This window comes from Empedobacter sp. GD03797 (assembly GCF_029842105.1).
Lineage (GTDB): Bacteria > Bacteroidota > Bacteroidia > Flavobacteriales > Weeksellaceae > Empedobacter > Empedobacter falsenii_C.
Map to the genome: position 1 here is coordinate 41,092 of NZ_JAOCFS010000017.1, position 26,678 is coordinate 67,769.

Genomic DNA, 26,678 nt, shown 5'->3' on the forward strand with positions numbered 1-26,678 from the left:
GATATCTATAAATTTTTGTGATAAAGATATACATTATTATATTATCAATCTATATCATAAATCATAATTTAATCCATAAAAAAAGCTCGAATAAATTCGAGCTTATCATTAAATATAAATTTAATTATTTGTTTAATTGTTTCTGAATTTCAGCTGTCCAATCTTGTAATTTTTTAGCATCTTCTGGTTTCAAAGTTTGAGTAAAACCTTGTAATTCTTTTTGAAAATCTACTGATTGTTTTGTCAATTCAGCTAATTTATTTGCATCACCAGCAGTTGCAGCTAATTTCATATCAGCAGCCCATTTGTTGTATTTCCCAACAAATTCAGTAATTTTTGGATCAGAGAAAGTTGGTAAATCTTTTGCTACATCAGCAACTTTATCCATTGTCTCTTTTCCAGCTTCTACTTGCTCTTCTACTGTATTTGCTACATTTTCTTGCGTATTTTCTACTTTTGCATCTACTTTTTCTTTTTCAGATTTACAAGAAGATAAAGAAACTACACCTAATACTGCAGCAGCTAAAAATAATTTTTTCATTTTTAATTAGAGTTTTAAAGTTAATATTATTGATTGTTCAAGTTAAACAAATCTAACGATTTATTTCTGTTAAATTTTTAATTTTCTTTCGAGAATTGGACTTCATATAAATTGGCATAATAACCTTTCTGAGCTAACAATTCGTTATGTGTACCTTGCTCAACAATCATTCCATTATCCATCACAATAATTTTATCTGCATTTTGAATCGTCGCTAAACGATGCGCAATGATGATAGAAGTTCTGCCTTGCGTTAGCTTATCAGTAGCTTTTTGTATCAATTCTTCCGACTCTGTATCAATAGAAGACGTTGCCTCGTCCAACACCAAAATCTCTGGATTATAAATATATGCTCTCAAAAACGAAATCAATTGACGCTGACCTACAGAAAGTGTCGAACCACGCTCGCTTACCTCACTGTAATAACCTTTTGGTAGTGACATGATAAAATTATCAATTCCAATAATTTTCGCAGCATTTTGGACTTCTTCCAACGAAATATCTTTATTACCTAAAACAATATTGTCATAAATCGTTGTATTAAACAAGAAAACATCCTGCAAAACAACTGCAACGTGTTGACGTAAATTCTTCAATTCCATATCATGAATATTTACATCATCTATTCTAATTGTTCCAGAATCGATGTCATAAAAACGACTCAATAAATTAATTATAGTAGATTTTCCTGCACCTGTGGCACCTACAATTGCAATTTTTTCACCTGGTTTTGTCGAAAAAGAAATTCCTTTCAAAACCAAATTATTCGGAACATAAGAAAATTTCACATTTTCAAAATCGATTTTACCTTTTACATGATCCAATTTTATTGTTCCATTATCTGGCAACGTTTGATCATCATCAATAATTTTGAACACACGATCCGCTCCTACCAAACCACGCTGAATAGTATTGAAACGCTCTGCTATTGCACGCATTGGAGCAGTTAACAACGTAACATATTGTGTAAAAGCAATCAAATCTCCGACAGAAACATCTCCATAAACAGCTGTTCTAAGTCCTCCAAACCAAATCAAACTTCCCGTTGCTAAAGCCGAAATAATATCGACAACAGGAAACATTAAAGAAAAATAGAAAACTGTTTTTAGATAGTTTTTCTTTAAATCATTATTAATCGAAACGAATTTGTCATATTCTGCTTGCTGACGATTAAAAACCTGAATAATATTCATTCCTGTTAATCGTTCTTGCACAAACGTATTCAACTTCGCCACAATTGTACGTTCTTCTTGGTAAACATTTTTCAATGCTTTTTGGAATAATCGTGTAATAATCATCATCAACGGAAGAATCACAATCACAACTGTTGCCAAAACCCAGTTCATCCAATACATCACAAAAACGATGAAAACGATTTTCAATACATCGCCTAACATCACTAAAATTCCATCATTGAAAACCTCTGCAATCGTTTCGATATCAGAAACTGAACGCGTTACCAAAACTCCATTTGGCGTTTTATCGAAATACCCAAGTTTGAATTTGATTAAATGATTATACAAACGAACGCGCAACAAACGGATAACTCGCTGTGCAACAACATTCGCTAAATAAACCATAAAAAAAGACAAAATTCCTTCGAAAACTAATACCAAAGATAGTTTCACGATTTGCATTTGAAGCCCTGGTAAATCTTTTGTCTGAATATAATCATCGATGATATTTCCCGTTAAATAGGGACGATAAACAGAAAAACACGCACTAAAAACCGCTACAAAAACCACCGACCAAAACATCACTTTGCTTTGCGCCCCGATTTGTAAAACACGTTTTAATCCATTAAAATCAAACGATGTATTTTCGTTATTTGAACTCATTTTTAAATAATTCTTTTGGATATTGAACATCTACCAAATACAAACCCTGCGCTGGCGCCGAAGCTCCTGCCGAAGAACGTTGTTTTTGTTCAATAATTTCTTCAAAATCGTGGATAGAAATTCTTCCTAACCCAACCTCAACTAATGTTCCAACAATTGCACGCACCATATTTCGCAAAAAACGATCAGCAGTGATTTGAAAAATCAATTGTCCGTTTTCATTTTTGCGCCAAAACGCTTCTCTTACATCGCAAATATTTGTTTTCACATCGGTATGTAATTTAGCAAAACTTCCGAAATCTCCTTGCTTAATTAACAATTTTGCTGCTTCATTCATTTTTTCAATATCCAATTCTCGGTTAAAAATCCAAGCGCTATCAAACGCAAAAGGATCTTTGAAAGGTGAAATAAAATAATTGTACGAACGCGAAGTCGCATCAAAACGCGCATGCGCTTCATCATCCATCAAAAATAAACGATAAGCAGCGATGTCTTTTGGTAAAAAAGAATTTAATTTTTTGATTAAATCAACCGATAATTCATCTTCATAATCAAAATGAATAAACATCTTTTTCGCATGAACACCAGAATCTGTACGCCCTGCTCCGACAATCGAAATTTCTTTTCTTAATATTTTAGACAATCTATCTTCAATAACTTCTTGAACCGAAATTTGATTGGGTTGAATTTGATAACCAAAATAATTTTTTCCGTTGTATGCTAATTCTAAAAAATATCGCAATTGTTGTAAATTTGAGCAACAAAAATACAACCTTTTGAAGAAAATTCTTTTACTTTCGGACACGCATTCTTATATCGACGATAGAATTTTGGAATATGCGCAACAAGCGGACGAAATTTGGCATGCTGGAGATATTGGCGATATTTCTGTAACCGATAAATTGGCTGAAATAAAACCTTTGCGAGCTGTCTATGGAAATATTGATGATAATAAAGCTCGCGCAGAATTCCCGCTCAACAACAGGTTTACGTTAGAAGGTGTTGATGTTTGGATTACGCATATTGGTGGTTATCCAGGAAAATATAATCCTGCAATTCGAAAAGAAATCACAGAAAATCCTCCGAAATTATTTATTTGTGGACATTCACATATACTAAAAGTGATGCCTGATAAACAATTGGGTTTAATTCATATGAATCCAGGCGCTGTTGGTAAACACGGTTTTCAGAAAGTTCGTACGATGTTACGTTTTGAATTAAATAAAGGAAGAATCGAGAATTTAGAAGTGATTGAGTTTAAGAAATGATTTGCGAGATTCGTAGCTCGAGTTTCGAGATTCGTATTTCGCACATCTAACCTCGCTTTATTTCGCCAACTTAAATTCTTTCAGAATAGTAATAAACTTCGGATTAGTGATATATTCTCTAAATTCGTGCGAATCTTGTCCAGAAAAATCCGTTTCTTCTAAGAATGTATAATTTTTAGAAAGTTCATCAAACAAATCTTTTTTGTAACCAAAATCTGTCGCAATCAAACTTCGAGATAAAAACCCAATCTTTCCTTTCCCTAATACATAATCCGTATCATTTATCGTGATATGCATGCGTTTTAACTGAGGTGTAAACGTTTTTAATTGATTATTATCCAACGTAAAATCAACTTTTCCAATTGCAGGCGCCAACATAATACTGTAAATTTTATTATTATTTTCTAACAACGTTTCTGCATTCGTAAAATCGACATGATGCGCATTTTCAGCACGTTTTATCTCACTTTCGCGCAACGAAGGATTCACCAACGAACTCAAAACAACCGATGCGCCACGACTATGCGAAATCAAATAAACATCTTTGTTATGAATGACATTCAAAATTCTACGAAGTCCAAAAACGCCCGCCATTTGGCTATTTGTCGTTGCACTTACCCAAACTTTTGCTGCTCCAAAAAGACTTTCGTTCACCAATCCATCCCAATAAAAATTAATTACCTCATCATTCGAAGAATTAATATTCATATAAGTTTTGGCTTTGTTGTAATTTTTTAGGCTAAACAAATAATCATTGTCAATTCCATGCACAAAAATGATGACACGGTTCTTATTTTTAACTCTTTTTTCAATATTTTTCAAACGCAAACTTTCATAAGAAGTTAATTGATTTTGAAAGTTACTTTCAGTCGCAATTTTCATCAACGAATAATCTCTACGACTTGCATTTTTAGGAGGTTTACCATACGATTTCAACCAATTATCTGGGTAAAAATTTCCGTTTTGATCCACAAAAGAACTTGTTGTATTCGGTTGAATAAAATTATTTGGATTCTGAGAAGTTGGCACATTATGTATTGCTGCACATGACGTTAAAAAACTAATCACGAAGATATAAAACAAGTTTTTCATATGATAAAAATTGGTATGCGAAGTAACTACAATTTTATTTATTTCGCAATAGATTTTGTACCTTCAACCATAAGTTTAACAAGGTTTTAAGTGAAATATACAATCAAACAAATTTTAGCCGAAACAAATCATCGTGCTTGGCAATATCCTTCAAAATCGTGGAAATATTATCAAGAGTGGAACAAAGCGCTATTTTTTCATTACAAAATTGACAAAGAAATTTTGAGAGAATTAGTTCCAAAAGATTTAGAAATTGATGAAATAAATGATTCTGCTTGGGTCTCGCTTGTCGCATTTACAATGGAAAAAATTCGACCTCGCTTTTTGCCTGCATTCTCTCCTATTTCTGATTTTGATGAAATTAATTTAAGAACTTATGTAACGAAAAATGGAAAACCTGGTGTTTATTTTTTATCTATTGAAGCTGAAAAATTATTTTCTGCAATTTTAGCAAAATCATTGTCAGGTTTGCCTTACGAAAAATCGAACATCAATAGAACCGAAAATTCTTATCAAGCCAATCATCCCAAACGAAATTTCTCTTTATTAGCGGATTTCCATGTTGGAATGCAAGTAAAACACAAAAGTGAATTGGATTTATTTTTGACTGAACGATATTGTTTGTATTTAGAAGATAACGATCAATTGTTTCGTTATGAAATCCAGCATTTACCATGGAAAATCAATCAACTTGAATTAGAATTTTTAACGATTGATTATCAGCTTCAAAACTTAAATATCGATTCGAGACCAGATTTAGTGCATTATTCAGAAGGTGTGCAAGTTGTCGCTTGGGAGAAGGAAAAAGTTTAACAATTAAATTTTCTTTCTCAACAAATGTTGCATTTCATTAAACCATTCTCGTTGAGAACCATCATCTATATAACCAACTTTTAGATACAAATCATATGCTGATTTATTTTTGAAATTAACCGCTAAAACCAATTCATCAATTGTAGGAAAATTATCTTTTACAAAATCATCCATCAAACTCATAGAAATTTTTCCGTAACCTTTTCCTTGAAATTCAGGATTTATCGATAGAGAGCGCAACAACAACGAATTCGTATTATTCGTCATCTCCAATTTATCGTCACCATAATCTAACACAAAAAAACCAATTGGTTCTTCATCTAACAAAATTGTAATTGGTTTTGCATGTCCATCTGTGCGTAATTTCAAACGCTCAAAAGTCTCGCTAGGCAAGGCTGTAAAAGGAATTTGGTCTTCTGGCAAATTATATAACAAAGCATCGTAATGTTTGGTTTCTGTATGTTTGAGTTGAATTATTGACATGGATGATTATTTTCAAATAAAAGTAATTAAAACATTCTAAATCCTATATAAAAACAACAAGGTTTATCTATTAAATTTTAATGAATTATCAATAAAAATTTAAAATCATTCTAACTAAAATACTTTTTAAATTGTAGATAATTTCAATCTAAAATCTACAATTATGGATAATCAAAATAAGTTAAATATTCAAATCGGGACAACTCAAAACTCTGATGGTATCTATATAGAAGTCACAGAAAATGGACCTTATTTACTGCACGGAAAACCTAAAGTTGTGCAGCAATTTATCGTTCCAAATCAGCAAGGAACTTCTGTCAATTACCAAGAAGGTGAAGAATTTGAAGCAAAGGATGCAACTTATCTTTGTCGTTGTGGATTATCTCAGCACAAACCTTATTGTGATGGTTCGCATAAAAAAGCAGCAGAAAATGGTGTGGATTTAACTGAAAGAGCAACTTTTAATCCCGAATTATTAACTGCAGAAGTTATAGAAGGACCTGTTGTTTCGCTTAGTGATGATGAAAAATTATGTGCTTTTGCTCGATTTTGTGATAATGGAAAACGCATTTGGAATCAAGTTGAAGATTCTACACAAAACTCTGTTGATTTGAGTGTTGAAATGGCGCATCATTGTCCTTCTGGACGATTGATTGTTTGGGATGAGAATAATCAACCAATCGAAGACGATAACACCTCAGCTTCTGTTGGAATTATTGAAGATGTTGCGAATGATTTGAGCGGTCCTTATGCGTTATGGGGAGGAATTCCGCTAAAAAGTGCGAATGGCGAATATTACGAGTTGCGAAATCGACAAACAATTTGCCGTTGTGGACAATCTTCTAATAAGCCTTTTTGTGATGGAACACATGCTTCGATGAGATTTCAAGATGGCTTATCAAAACAACCAAAAGCAGACGGAAAAGTTTTTTAATAAAATGATATTAACATAAAAACGCTCAAGATTTTCTTGAGCGTTTTGTATAATAATGATGTTTATATTTTTAGTTATTAATTACACCAGAACCTAAAAGTTCGTCATCAACATACCAAGCACAGAATTGACCTTCTGTAATCGCAGATTGAGGATTTTCAAACTCGACATACATTCCGTTTTCAGCTTTGTGTAAAATTGCTTTTTGCAAAGGTTGACGGTAACGAATACGTGCCATCACTTCCATTGTATCGTCTGTTTTTAAAGTTAAATCTTCTCGAACCCAATGTACTTCTTCCTCTTTTATAAACAATGCTTTCTTCAATAAACCTGAATGATCAGCACCTTGACCTGTGTAAATAACATTTGTCTCTACATCTGTATCAATAATAAACAAAGGTTCTACTTTTCCTCCAACTCCCAATCCTTTTCGTTGACCGCGAGTGAAATAATGCGCACCTTGATGTTTACCTACAATTTCTCCATCTTCTTGTTTATATGAGAAACCTTTTGCTTCGAAATCTAATGCTTCATATTTATTTGCAAAAGTTGGAATTTCTCTTTTATATCCGTTCCAATCTTTGGCTATTTCTACAATTACACCTTCTTTTGGTTTTAATTGTTGTTGCAAAAATTCGGGTAAACTAACTTTTCCAATAAAACATAAACCTTGCGAATCTTTCTTATTCGCTGTAACCAAGCCTTGCTCTTGCGCAATTCTTCTTACTTCTGGTTTTTCTATATCTCCAATTGGGAATAATGCTTTGCTTAATTGATCTTGCGACAATTGACACAAGAAATACGATTGATCTTTATTGTTATCATTACCTTTTAACAATTGAAAAATCTCTTTTCCATTTTCATCAATTGTAGAAGTTTTTCGTGCATAATGTCCTGTTGCAACGTAATCTGCTCCAAGTTCTAAAGCTGTTTTCAAAAACAAATCGAACTTAATTTCTCGGTTACATAACACATCAGGATTTGGTGTTCTTCCTTGCTCGTATTCATTGAACATATAATCTACAATACGTTCTTTGTACGAATCAGACATATCAATGACCTGAAAAGGAATATCTAATTTTTTAGCTACCAACAAAGCGTCTGCACTATCTTCTATCCATGGGCATTCATCTTCCAACGTTACCGATGCATCGTTCCAATTACGCATAAATAATCCGATCACATCATAACCTTGCTCTTTTAGCAAATAGGCTGTAACACTTGAATCTACTCCTCCAGAAAGTCCTACGACAACTCTTTTCATCTTAAAAAATTTCAGTCTACAAAGTTATAAAATAATATTCGACGAATGATTATCCTACATCAATCTATTTTTTGAATGATTTTGGTTGAAAAAATAAGATAAAAATAAGGGTACAAATTCCAGTTAAAAACGGATAATATAAATTAGATAAAACATCTACAGAAGAAACTTTTGTCACTTTAGATACTGCATTTGCAGCAGCAACAGCCGCTAAAACTTGCGCACCATAAGGTAAGATTCCTTGTACAAAACACGAAACCGTATCCAAAATACTTGCCACACGTTTTCCTTCCAAATCATGATGATCAGAAATATCTTTTGCTATTTTACCGCAAATCAAAATTGTAATCGTGTTGTTTGCTAAACAAGCATTTGCCAAAGCTGTAAGCGACGCAATACTCATCTCGGCTTGACGTTTTGTTTTGATATTTTTGGTCAAATGATAAATAATAAAATCTAATCCACCATTTAGACGAATAATTCCAACAATTCCGCCAATGATTAAACAAATAATACTCAACTCAAACATTCCTTTGAAACCTTCATTAATAGAAGAAACTAAGTCTAGTAAAGGAACACCTGAATAGAACAAACCAATTCCAAGAAACGATAGAATTCCTACAATTAAAGCCCAAATCACATTAATTCCAGACATTGCAAGTCCAAAAACTAATAGATAAGGTAAAACTAAAATCAAGTCAAAATCTAACTGTTTTCCTTGGAAATTGGTTGTGTCAAAATGTTGAGAAAGTGAAAAATATATAATCGTCGAAACAATAGCTGCTGGAACTACTATTCTAAAATTAGTTTTAAATTTAGATTTCATGCTCACTTCTTGCGTACGTGTTGCAGCAATCGTTGTATCAGAAATAAACGATAAATTATCGCCAAACATCGCTCCACCAACCACTGCGCCTAACAAAATTGGCATAGAACCTGGAATCATTTTATCCATTTGTACTGCAATTGGCGCAACAGTTACAATTGTTCCAACCGATGTTCCCAAAGCTGTCGCAATAAAGCAAGACAACAAGAAAAAACCTGCTACAATAAAGGAAGAAGGAAGATAATTCAAGAATAAATTTACTGTTGATTCTACCGCTCCAATTGTAGACCCTAAACTTCCAAAAGCTCCAGCGAGAAGAAAAATTAAAATCATTAACATTATCGTTTCCTCTCCTGCATTCTTACAAAAAGCTTCTGCTTTTGTATGAAATGAAACCTTAGGGAACTGAACAAATGCAATTACGAGTGCCAACATGAAAACAACCAATGCTGGAACAGAGTAAAAATCGTTCAGATAAATAGATGCCGAAAAATAGACAAGTATGAAAATGATTAAAGGCAATAAAGCCCAAAAATTTCCTTTTTTTATGATCATATTACTAAAAATTCAGAAAAATATTCTGCAAATATCTATCGAAATTTTAAAATATGAAAATCAAATATTTATTGATTTATAAGTTTTTAGGACAGTAGAATAAAAAAAGGAACATCTTTCGATAGACATTCCTTCATTTAGAAAAATTTTCTAAAAATTGTATTTTTATTTCGCAATTAATTTATTTGTTTGCGTAATTGCACGTTCATTTTTTTCAAGAATCCAAGCCTGACCTTTTATTTTTCGCATAATATTATCATACGTACGCATCAAAAAAACATTATAAATAGCTTCTGATAAATGCTTTGGTTTATGTGCTAACGAACGCAAACTCATCGAAAAACCTGGCGTCAAATATTTCATGTAATGCCACCAACCTTCTGGCATATATAGCATTTCTCCGTGTTTTAGGTCTGCAACCATCGGATTAATATGTTTCAACGCTGGCCATTTATCAAAATCAGGATTATCAAAATCAATATCTTCTCGACAAATTACCGAATGTGGAATTTTGTACATATACTTCGAATCCTCCGGCGGAACAATAATACAACGTTTTTTTCCTGCAAAATGAAAATGCAAAATATTCGCTAAATCGATATCATAATGCATAAAAACATTCGATCCTTCACCTCCAAAAAATAACATTGGCATCGATTTGAAAAGATTCAAACCCAAATCTGGCATTTTATAATCTTGTTGTAATTGCGGAACTTGACTCATCAAATTGTACAAAAATATACGCAAATCTGTCGGCTCACTTTGCAGCAAATCCACATATTCAGACATTTTCATCTTTGCAACTGGCTCATTTACTTTCTTCGTATAATCAACCGGATCATTATTATATAAAGGAACAACCTTGTCGCCTGCAACTTGTTTTATATACTCAAAATTCCACTTTTCGTACGCAGGCCAATCCTCTGTAATTCGCTCTACTACAACTGGTTTTTGAGGTTTAACGTAATATTTCTGAAAATCTTTTGCAGAAATACTTTCTACTCTTTCAACTTCTGTGAAATTAAAATTCATCTTTTATGTAAAATAAAGTGCAAATTTACTTAACTTTTTTATTAAATCTGAATGATGCAATTATTAAACCAATCTTTTTTAGATATGATTGAATAATTATTTCTGATTTGATAATTTATTAAATATACATTAAACTTTACAATAACTTATGATAGAAAACACATCAATTCTTTCATTATCTTTACATTGAATTTTTAAAATTGATTCGTTGAACGCAAAAAATCTATTTTTTTCCATTTTTTTTATTCTACTGAATACATTTTGTTGTGCACAGCAAATTTTTCCGTATTTGGAACTTAAAAATGAGGAAGATTTTGAAAAAATAGATGCAATTTCTCTCGAAAATAACTACAATTTTCATCATTTATTGGGAAATTTGAGTCATACTTTTACTTTTCTGAACAATTCTTCGGAAGATATTTCGGCTAAATTTATTTATCCTTATCAGCCTTCGCAAAATGTGTACGAATTAAAAGCTTTTGTAAATGATAAAATTTTCGAAATTCAATCCAAATCGATCGTAGATATTCGAAAAGAGTTAAAAAATATTGATGCTTCAACTATTTTTAAAAATCAACACAACAATCAAGTTTTACAATTAGATTTAGGAAAAATTCCTGCGAATACTATACTAAAAATTCAGCTAAAAGTTTCGAAAATTGTTGAAGAAAATAGTTTTAATTATCAAGTTTCGTTTCCAGAATTTATCGTCAAACGAACAGAATCTTTTACGCAAATTCATCGTTGGAACAATCAATTGAATGGTTTTCCGAAAAACATAAATTCAAATATTCATCTTTCTGGAAATTTCCCGATTTCAAAAATTGTTTCTGATTTAAAGTTTTCAAAGGAAAATGATCGAAATTATGTTTCAAAAAATTCGGATAAAAAGATTCCAACTCTTCAATATGCTTATACAAAAAATGAACTACAAACCGGAATTGAAACATTTACCGAAAATGGTTGCGATTATATTTTAGGATCAATTGAACCAGCAAATAATCCTTCTAAATATAAAGCTTCGCGAGAATTTTTATTTGTTTTAGATACTTCTGGATCAATGATGAATCAACCAATTGAAACTGTTAAAAAGTTGATGAATCAAATTTTACCAAATTTAACCGAAACAGATAAATTTAATGTGTTGGTTTATTCCACAAAAAATGAATTAATTTTTAATTCTTCTCAATTTCCAACCAAAGAAAATATCAATTTAGCTTTAGAAAAAATTAATTCTTTGAATGGAACTGGCGAAAAATTATTGGACGAAGCAATAGAGCAAATTCAGAAAAATCCTTTTGATAAAAACTATAAACGAATCATTACAATTATATCGGATGGAGCAATGAATTTGAATGAAACTGTTTACAATTCACTTCGAAATTATGCAAAAGACACACAATTTATAACTTTAGGAATTGGAAAAGAATTGGATTATCGAGCGATGAATTTCATAAGTTTGGCAACAGGAACGCTTCCGATTACGATCAATGAACCAAAGGAATTGAATCAAAAAACAACTCAATTTCAGCAAGCTGTTTTAAATTCTTCTATTTATCATCTTAAAGTTCAATCCTCGCAAATCAACCTCAACGAAACGTTTCCGAAGAATTTCAATACATATTTAGCTCAAAATTCGGTCAATTTTGTTTCGCGCGATTGTAATCTTCGTTATCCAAAAAAAATAGAAATTATTGGTAATCAATCCAACCAAAATTTCACTCAAAACTTTGAGATTAAACAACCAAATCCAAGTGAATTTACAGAAGCAATTAAGTTTTATTGGGCAAAACAAAAGATCGATTATCTCTTAAAAGATGAAGGACGTTGCGGTGAAATGTGCAAAAAAGATGGACGATATCGAAAAGAAATTGAAAAAATTGGAACTGAATTTAACATTTCAACACCTTATAATTTATTGATTCAAGAAGGAAATGTAGAAAATTACAACAATGATTATGATACAGATGGCGATGGCGTGATGGATATCGAAGACGAATGTCCTTATATAAAAGGAAATCGTTTTGGAAATGGTTGTCCTGAAAGTAATTTGAGTGATAAAAAGATTGGAAATTATGTTCAAGATTATTCCAATTATTTAATGGAAACAGTCGAATTTGATTTTGATAAAGCTGAAATCAGAGCGATTGATTATCCAAAATTGAATGAAGTTGTTGCAATTATGAAACGAAATACATCGCTTCATTTTATCATCGAAGGTCACACAGACGCAGTTGGAACAGAATCTTACAATTTCGATTTATCACAACGAAGAGCAAATGCTGTATTGAATTATTTGGTAGAAAAAGGTCTGAATAAAAATCTATTTTCAATTTCTGCCAAAGGTTTTTCGGATTTGAAATACAAAGAATGTAATCCTGCCACAAATTGTATTGATTGGAAAAATTTTGAGAATAGACGAGTTAGATTTAGGATAAAATAATTATTGTAACAAAAAAAGACCAAGCTTTCACTTAGTCTTCTGTATCTTATAATAATTAACAGCTTAAGAAATTCTTTCAATCAAAGCCATGTAAAATCCATCATAATTAGTTTGAGATGGATAATGCATTTTATCTGAAACCATTTTATAATTTGGATTATTCTTTAAGAATTTTTCTACTTGCTGCTCATTTTCTTGTGGTAAAATAGAACAAGTTGCATAAACCATCATTCCACCAACTTTAATAATTTTAGAATAATCAGCTAAGATTTTTTCTTGCGTTGCTAAAATTTCGTCAATAAATTCTGGTCTCAATTTCCATTTCGCGTCAGGATTACGTTTCAAAACTCCCATTCCAGAACAAGGCGCATCTATCAACAAGCGATCAGCAGAGTTCTCCATACGCTTGATTGTTTTTGCCTCAATCACCTTTGTTTGTACATTTTGTACATTGTTACGTTTTGCACGACGTTTCAATTCTTTCAATTTCCAATCGTACAAATCCATTGCAATAATTTGCCCTTTGTTTTCCATCAAAGCAGCTAAATGCAATGTTTTTCCTCCTGCACCAGCACAAGCATCTACCACACGCATTCCTGGTTGAACACGTAAATATGGCGCGATTAATTGCGACCCTGCATCTTGAACTTCGAACCAACCATTCTGAAATTCATCTGTACGAAAAATATTTGTTTTCTCTTCAAGCTCTAAAGCATCTTGATATTTCGATAAAACTTTCGTTTTTATTCTACGCTCTTTCAACGCTTTTTGCAATGTTTTACGATCTGTTTTCAATGAATTTACACGTAAAACTGTTGGCGCTTGCGAGTTCATTGCATGCACTTCATCTAACCAACGATTTCCCAAAGACTTCTCTCCTAACTCGAACATCCAATCAGGATACGATTCTGCAACCGCAACATTTTTAGACGAGTTGTGATGTCTTTTCAAGACTTCTTTTGGATAGATTTTTTGAAATTCTTCCCATTTTGGTAACGTTTGTTCTGGATCTAAAGCAAACCAAGTTCCAACAAACTCCCAAATTGTATCAGGAGAAAGCGGACGACTCATTGCACCTTCAACCAAACGTTTCCAACGAACTAAATCGTAAACCGTTTCGGCAATAAAAGCACGATCACGCGCTCCCCATTGCTTGTTCGATTTCAATGTTCGCTCAACTTCTTTATCTGCATATTTTCCTTCGAAGAAAATTTGTTGCAATGTGTCGGTAATTCCGACAAATAAATTTTTATATGGTAAAATCTTCATAACTCGGTGCAAATTTACAAAGACTTAAATGATTAGCGTAATTAATTTATAAGATTATACAACTTCAAAAAGATCTTTTATCTTTTGAGGAACCTCAACCACTTTATTTTGCTGATAATCGAAGGTAACCATTCCTGTTTTCGCTTTTGCAATTAATTTATCTTTTGTAGAAATTTTATAGATTACATCAAAACTAACACGCGAAAAATCTTGCACACCAATCTCAATCAACAATTCATCACCATAAAAAGCTTGATTTTTATACTCAATCGCAACATCACCCATAATCACACTTACACCTCCAAAATCTAATTCCGAATAGCCATAATGTTGAAAAAACTGAATTCGCGATTCATGTATAATGGACAATACTTTATCGTTTGCCAAATGATTTCCATAATTGAGATCAGTTATGCGTACTGGTATTATTGTTGAAAATAAAAATTTGTCTGAAAAATCTAATTTTATACGAGCCATTTTGTAGATATATTTGCTCAAAGATAAGAAAGTTGTATAAAAAAAAACGGGTTTAAGCTCCTCAGCTTAAACCCAATTGATTTTAAAAAAAACTTACACTGGTAAGTATAAATTTAACATTAAAAAAAATCAATCTTACTCTCTACTACCTGAGGTCAAATTTAGAAATAATTTAATAAACACCAAAACTTTTTAGAAAATTTTTATTATTCTTTTTTATTTAAAATAAGACTGATATTAAAAACTCTAAATATTAGATTATTATATAAAAAAAGCACTCTATTAAATACGACCTATATAAATAAAACATGCTATTTTTTATGTTTGTGAAAAATAGTAATTTGCAAGGCCAAACTTTTAACATGAATTTGATTCAATACATTCATCAACATCTTAATTCTATTTCAGAAAAATCAATCAACAATACCATAAATTGTTTGAATGAAGATAACACCATACCCTTTATTGCAAGATATAGAAAAGAGGTCACAGGAAATCTTGATGAAGTTCAAATTTCTGCTATAAAAAAACTGCAAAATCAATTCAATGAAATTGTTTCTCGAAAAGAATTTATTTTAAAAACATTAGAAGAACAAAATCAATTGAATAATGAATTACAACAACGTATTCAGAAAAGTTTTGATTTGGTCCAATTAGAGGATTTATATCTTCCTTATAAAAAGAAGAAAAAAACACGTGCGACAATTGCGAAAGAAAAAGGTTTAGAGCCTTTGGCGAAAATCATCATGAAACAAAATAATATTCCTGATTTAGATGATTTAGCAAAAAAATATCTGAATGAAGATGTGACAAGTATCGAAGATGCTTTTGCAGGTGTACAAGATATTATTGCGGAATGGATCAATGAAAATGAGTATGTGCGTCATCGATTACGAGATATTTTCAGAAAATCTGCTTTGATTGAAAGTAAATTAGTCAAATCTAAAATAGATGATGAAGATTCGGCTAAATATTCGAATTATTTTGAATACGAAGAACCATTGAAAAAAATTGCTTCTCATCGATTATTGGCTATTTTACGTGGCGAAAATGAAAATTTCTTGAAAGTAAATGTATCAATTGATAAAAAAGAAGCCTTCAAATTTTTGGAGTACACGTTGATCAAATCTATTCAACCAGAAGTTTCTTGGGTTATTGAAGAAGCTATAAAAGATGCGTACAAACGACTTTTGGCTCCTTCAATCTCAAATGAAGTGTTGAAAGAGGCAAAACAAAAAGCAGATGAAACATCGATTAATGTTTTTTCGAAAAACTTAAATCAATTGCTTTTAGCACCACCTTTGGGACAAAAACGAATTTTGGCAATAGATCCTGGTTACAAATCGGGGTGTAAAGTGGTTGTTTTAGATGAACAAGGTGATTTGTTGCACAACGAAAATATTTATCCACATGCGCCACAAAATGAAAAAATACAAGCTATCAAAAAACTAAAATCGCTTGTCAATGCTTATAATGTTGACGCAATTTCGATAGGAAATGGAACGGCTTCTCGCGAGACAGAAAATTTGGTACAGAACATTGCATTTGATCGTCCACTAAAAGTTTTTGTTGTGAATGAAGCTGGTGCTTCGGTTTATTCGGCTTCTAAAATTGCGCGCGACGAATTTCCAGATAAAGATGTTACTGTTCGTGGCGCTGTTTCTATAGGCCGTCGTTTACAAGACCCTTTGGCAGAGTTGGTAAAAATAGAGCCAAAATCGATTGGAGTTGGTCAGTATCAACATGATGTCGATCAAACTTTATTGAAAAATGAGTTGGATGATGTTGTTTCTTTCTGTGTGAACAAAGTTGGTGTAAATCTGAACACGGCAAGCAAACATTTGCTAAATTATGTCGCTGGAATTGGCGAAAAAATGGCTGAAAATATTGTAGAATATCGAAGCGAAAATGGTGCTTTTAATTCGAGAAAAGATTTACTAAAAGTTCCTCGTTTGGGCGAAAAAGCATTCTTGCAAGCTTCTGCTTTTTTACGAATTCCGAATGCAAAAAATCCGTTAGATAATTCTGCTGTTCACCCAGAATCATATGCTCTTGTAGAGAAAATGGCGAAAGATTTGAAAGTTGATTTGAAAGATTTGATTCAGAATAAAGAATTGATTAATCAACTTGATTTGACAAAATATATTACAGAAAAAGTAGGTTTACCAACTTTAGAAGATATTAAAAAGGAACTCGAAAAACCTGGTTTAGATCCGCGTTCTACAGCCAAAGTTTTTAGTTTCGATCAACGATTAAAGAAATTCGAAGATTTGCAATTGGGCATGAAAGTTCCTGGAATTATCAACAATATTACTAATTTTGGTTGTTTTGTAGATATAGGAATTAAAGAAAATGGCTTAATTCATATTTCTAAAATTTCGAATGAATTTATTTCTGATGTGAATTCAAAAGTGCATTTAAGTCAACAAGTTGAAGTAACCGTAATTGGAATTGATACAGAAAAACGTAAAATTCAATTATCTTTGATTGATTAAGGAAAATAATTTCAAAATTAAAAGGCAATCTTTCGTTAGATTGCCTTTTTGATTTTATTATTTTTTGAGCAGAAATTAATCTTCAAACTTTACTTTATATTGTTTATCAAACTCTTTTTTCTGCGCATCAGTCATTTTACTACGCATATATTTTATTGTAAATCCACCAATCATTTTATCACCTTTATAATACATCCAATCCGATAATTTAGTCGGATCTATCACAACTGTATCATTGTGTTTTACCAATTTTGTGTATTGCGGAACGTTATCCACAATTCCTTTTAATTGATCGTTGTCCGAATATACATCACGAATCCAAATATGCTCTTTTTGTGTCGCATTCGGAATATCATACATTTGTTTGACAATAAAATTAGTTGTTGTAGTATCTTTCATCGACAACGCCAATTTGAAATCATCAAACGTTTGTTGCGCTTCTTTCCCAATACTATCCAAATCCTTTTGTTCTTGTTTTTGCTTATTCAAACCTTTGTAGGCCTCTACTCCAGCGTTTTCTTTGTTACCACAAGAAAATAATAAAGCCGAAAAAGATATTGCGAATAATGTATATTTCATAATTGTATTTCTTTGATTGTTGTCCTATAAAGTTACATAAATTTATTCAAAATAAGATAAATTCAACTCTTTTGGCGTTGGCTGAATCCATTTTTGATGACCAAAATAACTCCAGGTTGTGTAAGCTAAATTGTAATTTGGATTTGTAAATTGATAATATTCGCTACCATTGACAGAAACTTTTGCATCCACAAAAACTTTGACATCTTTCACACCATTTTTCGCATAATCATACTTTACATAGCGCGCAAATTGCCACATCATATCTGGACTAACCGCCATTTTTGACATTTGTTTGAAGGTTAGATATTTAGTCAAATCTACTTTCTCTCGTTTCAAAAATTTGCCTTTTTTCTGTGGATCTGGTTTCGAAACATATACCACAACTTCTCCCGCTTTGTTACGCAACATCATTCGCCAAGCCATGCGATGACCTTCCTCTGTCCAAAAAACATTTCCCGGAATAAAATAATGGCGAACAGGTAAATATATTTGCCAAATCACATAGAAAAATATCAAATAAGAGAACATGACACGGCGTGTTGTCAATAAATTATCATCATCTGAACGATCCATCATAAATGATTTTTTAGGAAAAACAACTTCCTGAATCTTAACGGGATCATAAAAGAAAATTAACATCGCCAAAGCGAAAAAAGGAAATATCCCAATCCCGAAAACTGCTGAATTAAAAATATGAAAGGCTACAGCACATTTGAAAGCAATTCCGCGCGTTCTATTCATCAACATTGCTGGAATTATTAATAAATCAAAAAAGAAACCACCCCAAGCAAACACTTGCGCAAACTCTAAACTACTTACAACTTTTCCTAAACCAACAAGATTATATTTTGTCGTCAATAAATCGCCATATTCATGGAATTTCATTTGTAAAAAAACACCGTTAAACCAATCTGGATAAATCTTAGCGAAAGCAGCAAAAGTGTAAACAATCAATAACTGAATAATGAATAAAGTTGGTACCCAATTGCGCATGGTTAGACGTTTTATTTTCGGGAAAATCAAACTATCAATCGAAAAGAAATGATGCGCAGGAATTATTGTCATCATCCACGAAACTAGCATAAACAGATAATAATGGTTGTTGTAACTTGTTTTTTGCATGAAATACGTCAACGACCATAAGATCGAAAATACGATAATGGAAAATCGGTAAGCAAAACCAAACACGATAAACCAACCTAAAATTCCCATGAGCACATACAAATAAATCATATTTTGTCCCAAGAAAACATTGGTCCACTCGAATCCGATGAACGAAAATGTAATGTGTGGTTCAACAAAATTTGTTTGTACCCAACCTGTAAAAATGGCTCCCCAACATTCTGCAACAATTAATAAACCAAAGATTATTCGGAAAATTACAAGTGGAGAATTATCAACTTTTCGGAATAAATATTCGCTAAACATGATTGATTGTTAATTTTGGCTAATTTAAAAATAACCTTTAGAGTTTAGCTACTTTTGTCGTATATTTATTGTATGAAAACGAGGAAAATTATTTTGTTTGATGGAATTTGCAATTTATGCAATCAATCTGTTCAATTTGTGATTGAACATGACGATAAAAATCAATTTCAGTTTGCTTCATTACAATCTGATTTTGGACAAAATTTCTTGAAAGAAAATAATTTGGATGCCTCAAAATTTGATTCTGTCGTTTTTATTGAAGATGATAAATTTTATACCAAATCATCTGCAGCACTTAAAATTTCGAAATATTTGGATGGAATAACTTCGTGGTTGACTATTTTTATGATTGTTCCAAAACCTTTACGCGATATGGTTTATAGTTTTATTGCGAAAAATCGTTATCGTTGGTTCGGAAAACAAGAAAGTTGCTGGTTACCTACTCCAGAATTGAAAGCAAAGTTTTTGGAATAGAAAAATCTATTTTAATTTGAAAACTCTGCGAATCAATAAGTATAAAAAGTAAATTGTTAATACTCCTATAACAAGCATTATTAATAACAAAATATAATTTCCATTTAGAATTGTTGAATCTATTTCTCCCTTTTTGATAATTAAGAATGATAGAAACGTTGATAATAAATAAACGAAAAGGATTGTTAATTTATTTTTATTAAACATACTAATCAATAAAGCTAAAAAAGAAAAAATTCCAATAAGAACAAAACAAGCATCATCATCTTGTTCTGGTTGCATATACAAGCTCGACACTTTATAAAAAGTATCTTCATTTATCATATAACCTAATCTATCTGTAAATTTAAAATAGATGAAACAACAAATAACTTGAGCAAGATATAAAACTTCAAGAAATGAAAAATGGACTTTCAATTTATTAACTCTGTTTAAATTATTTAATCTTCTGCAACTATTTTTTCATTAATTTTTACAATAGCTTCATTGATTCCTTCAAAATACTTTTCCTCACTAAAATTTGGAACAATTATCTCATCAATTAGCTTTTGAGAAAATTCGTCAGAAATTATATTTTGAGCAATCTTGTTCGTCGAAATTCTAACTTCTCTTGATTTTAAATTAAACACAATTATCATATTTCCCTTTTGAAATAAATCCGAACTATTATTATTAAGAATTGAAAATGAATAATCTGTTATATTTTCATTTGGAAAATAATCATCTGTAGAAATTATAAATAACTGAAAACGACTGGTCTTTTGAATTTCCTTTAATTGTTTTTCAAGTTTTGCTAAATCTTCTCTATTAAAGACTTTTTCTAAATCAACAACATTTGAAAACGGAACCAAAGAATAATTCTCTATAAAAGGAAATTCAGTACAATTTTTAATCAAACTCTTTTGTAAATTGAACTGAAAAACATTTACATCTGATATTAAAAATTTATCAGCATCCGTTTTGATAAAATCTCTAAAATCTGGGAATTTTATTTTTCCTGATAATGATTGATCTTTTGTAATTGATTTACAAATTTCTTTACTGATTTGATCATAATCTTGAGCATGAGAAAATGTAATATTTGTGCATAAAAGAACTGATAAAAGTATTTTTCTTATCATTACAATGAATTAAAATCTACTGATTTCTGTATTTCTCAATTGCAGCTTTTATTTTTTCGCGACGGTTTGATGGCGATGGATGCGTACTCTGAAATTCTGGAACTTGGCTTCCTCCCGAAGCTTCTTCCAAAATATCCATTACACCAATCAATGCTTCTGGATTATATCCTGCCTGAATCATAAATCGAACGCCCAAATCATCAGACTCCAATTCATCATCACGACCATATTTCATATTCACCATATTTGCCACAACTTGTGCATAATAAGCCGAATTTGCATCTCCAGCGGCAACGCCAGCCGCACCTGCAATTCCTTGCGAAAGCTCTTGTTTCGACATTTGTTCTGCACTATGGCGCGCAATAACGTGACCAACTTCGTGTCCCAAAACTCCAGCCAATTGATCTTCGTTTTGCAAACGAGTCAACAAGGCTTCGGTAATAAAAATTGGTCCACCAGGCAATGCAAAAGCATTTACAGTTCGATTATCTGCTAACACATAAAACTGAAATGGATAATTGGTTTTGCGCGCATCACTATTATTAACCACTTTCGCGCCTACTCGTTTTACAAGCTCCTGGAATTGAGCATTTCGAGATAGTCCACCAAACTCTTGTGCCATTTGCGGAGCCGAATTAATTCCCATCGCAATTTCGTCATCTTTGGTTAATGAAATATATTGCTTTTCGCCTGTAATTTCATTGACTTCTGAAGAAGAAAAATATTTTATAAGAGAAAAAATAACAATTGCAGCAGCAATTATTAATTTCATCGACGTTCCGCCCTTTTGCATATTAGTGTGTGTTAATTATTTTTTGTGCCTTTTCTTTAAAATCTCCAAAACATCTTTCAATTCAAAACCACGTGCATGTAAAGCCATAAGGTAATAAAAGAAAACATCTGCCGATTCTTCCAAAAAGTTATCATCATTGTCTTGTTCCGAAGCAATAACCATTTCTACAGCTTCTTCTCCCATTTTTTTAGCGATTTGCGAATTGCCTTTTTTATGAACACGTTTCATTTTAGATTTTTTCGCATCCTCTAACTTAGCATCTTCCATCATGATTTCCAATTTCTTTAAGAATGGAAATTTTTTCTCTTTTTTGACTTCAGAAGTATTTTCATTAAGTTCCATAAAATCGTTTGTTTGCTTAGATTTTTTAAACGTAGAATAAATTTAAGAAATTCTACCGAATTATTTATCTCAATTCTACTGCCAATATTACTATTTTTTGAAAAAAAAGAAAGATTTTATTCACATTTATTTCTAAAAAAAATAATTTTTAATGCATTCATTCGATTAATTTTTAAGATTGTTAATCGCTTTTATTTTAAGATAAAAAAACGTATTTTTACGCGAAAATAAACATAGCGCAAACACAATGAACACAAACGATTTTTCCATTAGACATATTGGAAACAATGCGCAGCAAGCAGCTGAAATGCTTTCTGTAATTGGGAAAGATTCTATTGATTCTTTAATTGAGGCAACTGTTCCTCAGAACATTCGATTGAAAAATGCTTTGGATTTACCAGAAGCTCTATCAGAATTTGAAGCTATTAATCATTTAGCTGAAATCGCTTCAAAAAATAAAAAAGTAAAAAATTATCTTGGATATGGATATTATGGTACAATTTTACCAGCGCCAATTCAACGTAATGTATTAGAAAATGCTGGTTGGTACACAGCTTATACACCATACCAAGCGGAAATTGCGCAAGGACGTTTAGAAGCTTTATTAAATTTCCAAACTGTTATTTCTGATTTAACAGGTTTACCTATCGCAAATGCCTCTTTATTAGACGAAGGTACTGCATGTGGTGAAGCAATGCACATATTATTTGAATCTCGTTCTCGTGATCAAAAGAAAAACAATGTCAACAAATTTTTTGTAGCAGATAATTTATTCCCTCAATCTGTAGCGGTTTTAGAAACGAAAGCACATGGTTTAGGAATTGAATTAGTTGTTGGAAACTTTGAAACAACTGAATTAACAGAAGAATTCTTCGGAGCGATTGTACAATACATCGGAAAAGGAGGACAAATCAATAATTATAGATCATTTGTAGAAAAAGCAAATGCGGTTAACGTAAAAGTTGCTGTTGCAACCGATTTATTAGCTTTAACATTATTAACACCTCCAGGTGAATGGGGAGCTGATATCGCAATTGGTACTTCTCAACGTTTTGGTGTTCCAATGGGATACGGTGGACCACACGCGGCTTTCTTATCTTGTACAGAAGAATACAAACGTGTAATTCCAGGACGTATTATTGGAGTTTCTCAAGATCGTTTAGGAAACTATGCGTTACGTATGGCTTTACAAACACGTGAGCAACACATCAAACGTGAAAAAGCAACTTCTAACATTTGTACTGCACAAGTATTGTTAGCGGTTATGGCTTCTTTCTACGCGGTTTACCACGGAAAAGATGGTTTACAATATATCGCTGATCAAATCCATACTAAAGCAGCTGTTTTACATGGAGGTTTAGAGCATTTAGGATTTAAATTAGTGAATACAAATTTCTTCGATACCATTCAAATTGAAGTTGAAAACTCAGACGAAATTGTAAAGATTTTTGCAGAAGAAGAAATTAATGTAAATGGATTCGAGAACGGAAAAATTTCAATCACAATTGATGAAATGACTTCTGAAGAAGATATTTTCGAAATTTTAAGTGTTTTTGCTACAATTAAAAATACAGAAGATGGTTTCGAATTTGAAGTAGATGATTCTTATTTACCTCAAGATTTAATCAGAACTTCTGATTTCTTAACACACGAAAACTTCAATTTATATCATACAGAAACAGAATTAATGCGTTACATCAAACGTTTAGAGCGTAAAGATTTAGCTCTTAACCAATCGATGATTGCATTAGGTTCTTGTACAATGAAATTGAATGCTGCAACAGAATTATTGCACATGTCTTGGGAAAGAATGGGGAATGTTCACCCTTTCACTCCAAAAGATCAAGTAGAAGGTTACCAAACATTAATCCAAAACTTAGAAGATTATTTAGCTGTAATCACAGGTTTTGATGCAACTTCTTTACAACCAAATTCTGGTGCACAAGGAGAATATGCAGGATTGATGGTAATCCGTTCTTACTTTGAAGCAAGAGGAGAAGGACACAGAAATGTTGCTTTAATTCCACAATCTGCTCACGGAACTAACCCTGCTTCTGCTGCAATGGCTGGAATGCAAGTTGTTGTTGTGAAAAACTTAGAATCTGGTGAAACAGATTTAGTTGATTTGAAAGAAAAATGTGAAAAACACAAAGATAACTTAGCTGCATTGATGATTACTTATCCATCAACGTATGGCGCTTTTGATAGCAATATCGAAGAAGTTACTGAAATGATTCACGCTTATGGAGGTCAGGTTTATATGGACGGTGCAAATATGAATGCGCAAGTTGGATTAACTTCTCCAGGAAATATTGGTGCAGACGTTTGTCACCTTAACTTACACAAAACATTCGCTATTCCTCACGGAGGTGGAGGACCTGGTGTAGGACCAATTTGTGTGAAAGCACATTTAGCTCCTTTCTTAGGATCTTCTCCATTAATCGAAACTGGAGGAAAAGAAGCTACAAATACATTTGCTGCGGCTCCTTATGGTTCTGCGTTCATTTTACCTATTTCTTACTCTTACATTTTAATGTTAGGTGCTGAAGGTTTATTGAAAGCGACACAAGGTGCAATTTTGAATGCTAATTACATGAAAACTCGTTTAGAGAAACATTTTGATATTTTATATACAAATGGAAACAATGTAGTGGCACACGAATTTATCTTAGATTGTCGTCCATTCAAAAAAGCAGGTATCGAAGTAACTGATATCGCAAAACGTTTGATTGATTATGGATTCCATGCGCCAACAGTATCTTTCCCAGTTGCTGGAACATTGATGGTTGAGCCAACAGAATCTGAAAACAAAGCAGAATTAGATCGTTTTTGTGATGCATTAATTTCTATTCGTCAAGAGATTGATGAAGTTGCTAACGGAGATTATCCAGTTGATAACAACGTATTACACAACGCGCCTCACCCAATTCACTTAATTACGGCAGACGAGTGGGAATATCCTTATTCTCGTTCTAAAGCTGCATATCCAGCAGAATGGGTTCGCGAACGTAAATTCTTTGCTTCTGTTTCTCGTATTGATGATGCTTACGGAGATCGTAACTTAATCTGTACTTGTGCTCCTATCGAAGCATATATGGATTAATTATTCTAGAAAGAATATATTATAAATACAAATCGCTCTGAGAAATCGGAGCGATTTTTTTATTGAAAATAAATTAAATGTTTAAAATGTTTTTATTTCTTAAAATTTTCTTAAATTCATTCCAACTAAACTTTTAATATTAAAAACATTTATGAAAAATTATGCTGCCGAGTTTTTCGGTACTTTTTGGTTAGTTTTCGGAGGTTGTGGTAGTGCAATCTTTGCGGCTGGTATTCCCGAATTAGGAATTGGCTACGCTGGTGTTGCATTAGCATTTGGTCTTACAGTTTTGACAATGGCTTACGCAGTTGGTCATATTTCTGGAGGACATTTCAACCCTGCTGTTTCTTTCGGTTTATTTGCTGGAGGACGATTTGATGGAAAACAATTATTTCCTTACATTATTTCGCAAGTATTAGGAGCTATCGCTGCCGCGGGAGTATTATATGCTATCGCTTCGGGAAATACAGATTTTGCAATTGATAATACCAAAGCTGGTGCATTTGCATCAAATGGATATGGCACATTTTCACCACATGGTTACAGCATGTTATCTGCTTTTTTAATTGAATTTGTCTTAACAGCCTTCTTCTTAATTGTTATTTTAGGTGCAACAGACAAATTTGCAAACGGAAAATTTGCTGGAATCGCAATTGGATTGGCCTTAACGTTAATTCACTTAATTTCTATTCCAATCACTAACACTTCTGTAAATCCTGCTCGCTCTACATCACAAGCTATTTTTGTAGGCGGCGAACCTTTAACACAATTATGGTTATTCTGGGTTGCTCCTATTGCAGGTGCAATTGTAGGTGGATTAATTTATAAAATGCTTTTACAAAAAGAAGAAAATTTAGCGTAAAACTTGAAAAGCTCCGAATGGAGCTTTTTTTATTTTTCTTTATCATCTAAAAACTCATCGGTAAAATGCTGTGTTTTCTTATCTACCGAAAATTTCGTTTGATTGTAATCTGCTGATTTATTCTTCGGAATCGAAAGTGAGTTCCAATCATTGTCTTTTATTAATTTTCCTATAAAAACAATTTGACCAACATGATAAGGATAATGCGCCAATTGACGATTTATGGCTTCTATTACCGTGTGTCCTTCATTTCGGATATAGATGATTTGTTGTAAATCTTCATCCGTTTTGATTTGTGCTAAAGCATCAAACAAACACTTCCAACCTTTCTCCCATTTATCTAAAAATTGTTGTTTCGTTTTGATTGTATCTTCAAATTCTTCATCACGATTTCGCCACTCTTTTTCACCATCTGTTGTCAAAAAATCAGTCCAACGCGACAACATATTTCCTGAAAGATGATTCACAATAATCGCAATGCTATTAGAGTTTTCATTGTATTGCCAAAACAATTCTTCATCTGATAATTGCGAAAATGTTTTTTCACCCAATTGTTTATAATACTGGAATTGTTTGATAATCCCGTTTACTAAATCATTCATTTATTATTTGTTTTTCTTTGAATACATAATGTTTTAACACT

24 protein-coding genes are annotated in these 26,678 nt (G+C 32.1%); 8 read left to right on the forward strand and 16 right to left on the reverse strand.

Annotation, left to right across the window (positions count from 1 at the left end):
- Positions 1-124: 124 nt before the first annotated feature.
- From N5D90_RS11415 to truA, 3 genes are all read right to left on the reverse strand, one after another.
- Positions 125-541: a hypothetical protein gene (locus N5D90_RS11415; protein WP_280062513.1), complete on the reverse strand. Its 417-nt coding sequence runs from the start codon at positions 539-541 to the stop codon at positions 125-127.
- 77 nt (positions 542-618) lie between these two features.
- Positions 619-2,379, reverse strand: coding sequence for an ABC transporter ATP-binding protein (locus tag N5D90_RS11420; protein WP_260392414.1), 1,761 nt, complete (start codon positions 2,377-2,379; stop codon positions 619-621).
- Positions 2,366-3,121, reverse strand: a complete 756-nt coding sequence (gene truA / locus N5D90_RS11425) for a tRNA pseudouridine(38-40) synthase TruA (RefSeq protein ID WP_115001980.1) — start codon at positions 3,119-3,121, stop codon at positions 2,366-2,368. The genes N5D90_RS11420 and truA overlap by 14 nt, the downstream gene beginning before the upstream one ends.
- 34 nt (positions 3,122-3,155) lie before the next feature.
- On the opposite strand from truA, the gene N5D90_RS11430 reads away from it, so the two are divergent.
- Positions 3,156-3,647, forward strand: coding sequence for a metallophosphoesterase (locus N5D90_RS11430; RefSeq protein WP_115001978.1), 492 nt, complete (start codon positions 3,156-3,158; stop codon positions 3,645-3,647).
- A gap of 57 nt (positions 3,648-3,704) precedes the next feature.
- Here the strand turns inward: N5D90_RS11430 and N5D90_RS11435 are convergent, their stop codons facing one another.
- A complete protein-coding gene (locus N5D90_RS11435) occupies positions 3,705-4,739 on the reverse strand; it encodes an alpha/beta hydrolase (RefSeq protein ID WP_114999264.1) in 1,035 nt (344 codons plus the stop codon).
- A gap of 90 nt (positions 4,740-4,829) precedes the next feature.
- Here N5D90_RS11435 and N5D90_RS11440 point away from each other — a divergent pair, with 90 nt between their 5' ends.
- The gene (locus N5D90_RS11440) at positions 4,830-5,552 is read left to right on the forward strand and encodes a YqjF family protein (RefSeq protein ID WP_114999263.1); all 723 of its coding nucleotides are present in this window, start codon (positions 4,830-4,832) and stop codon (positions 5,550-5,552) included.
- A 3-nt stretch (positions 5,553-5,555) separates the two neighbouring features.
- Here the strand turns inward: N5D90_RS11440 and N5D90_RS11445 are convergent, their stop codons facing one another.
- Positions 5,556-6,035 carry a GNAT family N-acetyltransferase gene (locus N5D90_RS11445; RefSeq protein WP_114999261.1) on the reverse strand — a complete coding sequence of 160 codons (480 nt, stop codon included), beginning with the start codon at positions 6,033-6,035 and terminating at the stop codon, positions 5,556-5,558.
- Positions 6,036-6,198: 163 nt separating this feature from the next.
- Here N5D90_RS11445 and N5D90_RS11450 point away from each other — a divergent pair, with 163 nt between their 5' ends.
- Positions 6,199-6,969 carry a CDGSH iron-sulfur domain-containing protein gene (locus N5D90_RS11450; RefSeq protein ID WP_114999259.1) on the forward strand — a complete coding sequence of 257 codons (771 nt, stop codon included), beginning with the start codon at positions 6,199-6,201 and terminating at the stop codon, positions 6,967-6,969.
- A 70-nt stretch (positions 6,970-7,039) separates the two neighbouring features.
- Here N5D90_RS11450 and mnmA read toward each other — a convergent pair whose 3' ends face one another.
- The 3 genes from mnmA to N5D90_RS11465 form a co-directional block, all read right to left on the reverse strand.
- Positions 7,040-8,233, reverse strand: a complete 1,194-nt coding sequence (mnmA, locus tag N5D90_RS11455; protein ID WP_114999257.1) for a tRNA 2-thiouridine(34) synthase MnmA — start codon at positions 8,231-8,233, stop codon at positions 7,040-7,042.
- A gap of 64 nt (positions 8,234-8,297) precedes the next feature.
- Positions 8,298-9,614, reverse strand: a complete 1,317-nt coding sequence (locus N5D90_RS11460; RefSeq protein ID WP_114999255.1) for a Na+/H+ antiporter NhaC family protein — start codon at positions 9,612-9,614, stop codon at positions 8,298-8,300.
- 165 nt (positions 9,615-9,779) lie between these two features.
- Positions 9,780-10,646 (reverse strand): cupin-like domain-containing protein, encoded by an 867-nt coding sequence (locus tag N5D90_RS11465; RefSeq protein WP_114999253.1) that lies wholly within the window; start codon positions 10,644-10,646, stop codon positions 9,780-9,782.
- 289 nt (positions 10,647-10,935) lie between these two features.
- Between N5D90_RS11465 and N5D90_RS11470 the strand changes: the two genes are divergently transcribed.
- Positions 10,936-13,089: an OmpA family protein gene (locus tag N5D90_RS11470; protein ID WP_280062514.1), complete on the forward strand. Its 2,154-nt coding sequence runs from the start codon at positions 10,936-10,938 to the stop codon at positions 13,087-13,089.
- A gap of 63 nt (positions 13,090-13,152) precedes the next feature.
- Here the strand turns inward: N5D90_RS11470 and N5D90_RS11475 are convergent, their stop codons facing one another.
- Together N5D90_RS11475 and N5D90_RS11480 are read right to left on the reverse strand one after the other, a co-directional pair.
- Entirely contained in the window at positions 13,153-14,358 is a 1,206-nt protein-coding gene (locus N5D90_RS11475) for an RsmB/NOP family class I SAM-dependent RNA methyltransferase (RefSeq protein ID WP_280062515.1), read from the reverse strand.
- Positions 14,359-14,412: 54 nt separating this feature from the next.
- A complete protein-coding gene (locus tag N5D90_RS11480) occupies positions 14,413-14,856 on the reverse strand; it encodes a thioesterase family protein (RefSeq protein WP_280062516.1) in 444 nt (147 codons plus the stop codon).
- A gap of 341 nt (positions 14,857-15,197) precedes the next feature.
- Here N5D90_RS11480 and N5D90_RS11485 point away from each other — a divergent pair, with 341 nt between their 5' ends.
- Positions 15,198-17,330 carry a Tex family protein gene (locus N5D90_RS11485; protein WP_280062517.1) on the forward strand — a complete coding sequence of 711 codons (2,133 nt, stop codon included), beginning with the start codon at positions 15,198-15,200 and terminating at the stop codon, positions 17,328-17,330.
- Positions 17,331-17,405: 75 nt separating this feature from the next.
- On the opposite strand, the gene N5D90_RS11490 is transcribed toward N5D90_RS11485, so the two are convergent.
- Complete coding sequence (locus N5D90_RS11490; protein WP_280062518.1) at positions 17,406-17,909, reverse strand: DUF2314 domain-containing protein; 504 nt, start codon at positions 17,907-17,909, stop codon at positions 17,406-17,408.
- Positions 17,910-17,951: 42 nt separating this feature from the next.
- Positions 17,952-19,340 (reverse strand): HTTM domain-containing protein, encoded by a 1,389-nt coding sequence (locus N5D90_RS11495; protein WP_280062519.1) that lies wholly within the window; start codon positions 19,338-19,340, stop codon positions 17,952-17,954.
- 72 nt (positions 19,341-19,412) lie between these two features.
- On the opposite strand from N5D90_RS11495, the gene N5D90_RS11500 reads away from it, so the two are divergent.
- Entirely contained in the window at positions 19,413-19,814 is a 402-nt protein-coding gene (locus N5D90_RS11500) for a thiol-disulfide oxidoreductase DCC family protein (RefSeq protein ID WP_280062520.1), read from the forward strand.
- A gap of 440 nt (positions 19,815-20,254) precedes the next feature.
- Here the strand turns inward: N5D90_RS11500 and N5D90_RS11505 are convergent, their stop codons facing one another.
- From N5D90_RS11505 to hisE, 3 genes are read right to left on the reverse strand one after another with little or no spacing between them, the layout of a single operon-like run.
- Positions 20,255-20,935, reverse strand: a complete 681-nt coding sequence (locus N5D90_RS11505; protein ID WP_280062521.1) for a TPM domain-containing protein — start codon at positions 20,933-20,935, stop codon at positions 20,255-20,257.
- A gap of 16 nt (positions 20,936-20,951) precedes the next feature.
- A complete protein-coding gene (locus N5D90_RS11510; protein ID WP_280062522.1) occupies positions 20,952-21,728 on the reverse strand; it encodes a M48 family metalloprotease in 777 nt (258 codons plus the stop codon).
- 15 nt (positions 21,729-21,743) lie between these two features.
- A complete protein-coding gene (gene hisE, locus N5D90_RS11515) occupies positions 21,744-22,070 on the reverse strand; it encodes a phosphoribosyl-ATP diphosphatase (protein WP_280062523.1) in 327 nt (108 codons plus the stop codon).
- 247 nt (positions 22,071-22,317) lie between these two features.
- On the opposite strand from hisE, the gene gcvP reads away from it, so the two are divergent.
- Together gcvP and aqpZ are read left to right on the forward strand one after the other, a co-directional pair.
- The gene (gcvP, locus tag N5D90_RS11520; protein WP_280062524.1) at positions 22,318-25,173 is read left to right on the forward strand and encodes an aminomethyl-transferring glycine dehydrogenase; all 2,856 of its coding nucleotides are present in this window, start codon (positions 22,318-22,320) and stop codon (positions 25,171-25,173) included.
- 151 nt (positions 25,174-25,324) lie between these two features.
- Positions 25,325-26,035, forward strand: coding sequence for an aquaporin Z (gene aqpZ, locus N5D90_RS11525; RefSeq protein ID WP_280062525.1), 711 nt, complete (start codon positions 25,325-25,327; stop codon positions 26,033-26,035).
- Positions 26,036-26,064: 29 nt separating this feature from the next.
- Here the strand turns inward: aqpZ and N5D90_RS11530 are convergent, their stop codons facing one another.
- The gene (locus N5D90_RS11530) at positions 26,065-26,637 is read right to left on the reverse strand and encodes a DUF1572 family protein (RefSeq protein ID WP_280051893.1); all 573 of its coding nucleotides are present in this window, start codon (positions 26,635-26,637) and stop codon (positions 26,065-26,067) included.
- Between the last annotated feature and the right edge of the window lie 41 nt (positions 26,638-26,678).

Bases quoted from the DNA above. Each gene is read 5' to 3' on its own strand.
- N5D90_RS11415 (WP_280062513.1), bottom strand. From the start codon at position 541: ATGAAAAAATTATTTTTAGCTGCTGCAGTATTAGGTGTAGTTTCTTTA.
- N5D90_RS11510 (WP_280062522.1), bottom strand. From the start codon at position 21,728: ATGCAAAAGGGCGGAACGTCGATGAAATTAATAATTGCTGCTGCAATT.
- N5D90_RS11490 (WP_280062518.1), bottom strand. From the start codon at position 17,909: ATGAAATATACATTATTCGCAATATCTTTTTCGGCTTTATTATTTTCT.
- N5D90_RS11495 (WP_280062519.1), bottom strand. From the start codon at position 19,340: ATGTTTAGCGAATATTTATTCCGAAAAGTTGATAATTCTCCACTTGTA.
- aqpZ (WP_280062525.1), top strand. From the start codon at position 25,325: ATGAAAAATTATGCTGCCGAGTTTTTCGGTACTTTTTGGTTAGTTTTC.
- N5D90_RS11460 (WP_114999255.1), bottom strand. From the start codon at position 9,614: ATGATCATAAAAAAAGGAAATTTTTGGGCTTTATTGCCTTTAATCATT.
- N5D90_RS11475 (WP_280062515.1), bottom strand. From the start codon at position 14,358: ATGAAGATTTTACCATATAAAAATTTATTTGTCGGAATTACCGACACA.
- N5D90_RS11530 (WP_280051893.1), bottom strand. From the start codon at position 26,637: ATGAATGATTTAGTAAACGGGATTATCAAACAATTCCAGTATTATAAA.
- N5D90_RS11435 (WP_114999264.1), bottom strand. From the start codon at position 4,739: ATGAAAAACTTGTTTTATATCTTCGTGATTAGTTTTTTAACGTCATGT.
- N5D90_RS11485 (WP_280062517.1), top strand. From the start codon at position 15,198: ATGAATTTGATTCAATACATTCATCAACATCTTAATTCTATTTCAGAA.
- mnmA (WP_114999257.1), bottom strand. From the start codon at position 8,233: ATGAAAAGAGTTGTCGTAGGACTTTCTGGAGGAGTAGATTCAAGTGTT.
- hisE (WP_280062523.1), bottom strand. From the start codon at position 22,070: ATGGAACTTAATGAAAATACTTCTGAAGTCAAAAAAGAGAAAAAATTT.
- gcvP (WP_280062524.1), top strand. From the start codon at position 22,318: ATGAACACAAACGATTTTTCCATTAGACATATTGGAAACAATGCGCAG.
- N5D90_RS11500 (WP_280062520.1), top strand. From the start codon at position 19,413: ATGAAAACGAGGAAAATTATTTTGTTTGATGGAATTTGCAATTTATGC.
- N5D90_RS11445 (WP_114999261.1), bottom strand. From the start codon at position 6,035: ATGTCAATAATTCAACTCAAACATACAGAAACCAAACATTACGATGCT.
- N5D90_RS11465 (WP_114999253.1), bottom strand. From the start codon at position 10,646: ATGAATTTTAATTTCACAGAAGTTGAAAGAGTAGAAAGTATTTCTGCA.
- N5D90_RS11505 (WP_280062521.1), bottom strand. From the start codon at position 20,935: ATGATAAGAAAAATACTTTTATCAGTTCTTTTATGCACAAATATTACA.
- N5D90_RS11450 (WP_114999259.1), top strand. From the start codon at position 6,199: ATGGATAATCAAAATAAGTTAAATATTCAAATCGGGACAACTCAAAAC.
- N5D90_RS11420 (WP_260392414.1), bottom strand. From the start codon at position 2,379: ATGAGTTCAAATAACGAAAATACATCGTTTGATTTTAATGGATTAAAA.